Origin of the sequence: Citrobacter sp. wls714, from assembly GCF_005281025.1 — a bacterium.
GTDB lineage: Bacteria > Pseudomonadota > Gammaproteobacteria > Enterobacterales > Enterobacteriaceae > Citrobacter > Citrobacter werkmanii.
Map to the genome: position 1 here is coordinate 1 of NZ_SZWZ01000057.1, position 1,268 is coordinate 1,268.

At 53.1% G+C, this 1,268-nt stretch carries 1 rRNA gene; it reads right to left on the reverse strand.

Features of this window, described 5'->3' with window-relative positions:
* Positions 1 to 1,131: ribosomal RNA gene (locus tag FDX11_RS11670) — 16S ribosomal RNA — on the reverse strand; the annotation flags it as partial.
* Positions 1,132 to 1,268: the final 137 nt, after the last annotated feature.

The following is a 1,268-nucleotide window of genomic DNA, read 5'->3' on the forward strand; positions in this document are numbered from 1 at the left end:
CGCTGGCAACAAAGGATAAGGGTTGCGCTCGTTGCGGGACTTAACCCAACATTTCACAACACGAGCTGACGACAGCCATGCAGCACCTGTCTCAGAGTTCCCGAAGGCACCAAAGCATCTCTGCTAAGTTCTCTGGATGTCAAGAGTAGGTAAGGTTCTTCGCGTTGCATCGAATTAAACCACATGCTCCACCGCTTGTGCGGGCCCCCGTCAATTCATTTGAGTTTTAACCTTGCGGCCGTACTCCCCAGGCGGTCGACTTAACGCGTTAGCTCCGGAAGCCACGCCTCAAGGGCACAACCTCCAAGTCGACATCGTTTACGGCGTGGACTACCAGGGTATCTAATCCTGTTTGCTCCCCACGCTTTCGCACCTGAGCGTCAGTCTTTGTCCAGGGGGCCGCCTTCGCCACCGGTATTCCTCCAGATCTCTACGCATTTCACCGCTACACCTGGAATTCTACCCCCCTCTACAAGACTCTAGCCTGCCAGTTTCGGATGCAGTTCCCAGGTTGAGCCCGGGGATTTCACATCCGACTTGACAGACCGCCTGCGTGCGCTTTACGCCCAGTAATTCCGATTAACGCTTGCACCCTCCGTATTACCGCGGCTGCTGGCACGGAGTTAGCCGGTGCTTCTTCTGCGAGTAACGTCAATTGCTGTGGTTATTAACCACAACACCTTCCTCCTCGCTGAAAGTACTTTACAACCCGAAGGCCTTCTTCATACACGCGGCATGGCTGCATCAGGCTTGCGCCCATTGTGCAATATTCCCCACTGCTGCCTCCCGTAGGAGTCTGGACCGTGTCTCAGTTCCAGTGTGGCTGGTCATCCTCTCAGACCAGCTAGGGATCGTCGCCTAGGTGAGCCGTTACCCCACCTACAAGCTAATCCCATCTGGGCACATCCGATGGCAAGAGGCCCGAAGGTCCCCCTCTTTGGTCTTGCGACATTATGCGGTATTAGCTACCGTTTCCAGTAGTTATCCCCCTCCATCGGGCAGTTTCCCAGACATTACTCACCCGTCCGCCACTCGTCACCCGAGAGCAAGCTCTCTGTGCTACCGTTCGACTTGCATGTGTTAGGCCTGCCGCCAGCGTTCAATCTGAGCCATGATCAAACTCTTCAATTTAAGTTTGATGCTCGTGAATTAAACTTCGTAATGAATTACGTGTTCACTCAGAGACTTGGTATTCATTTTTCGTCTTGCGACGTTAAGAATCCGTATCTTCGAGTGCCCACACAGATTGTCTGATAAATTGTTAAAGA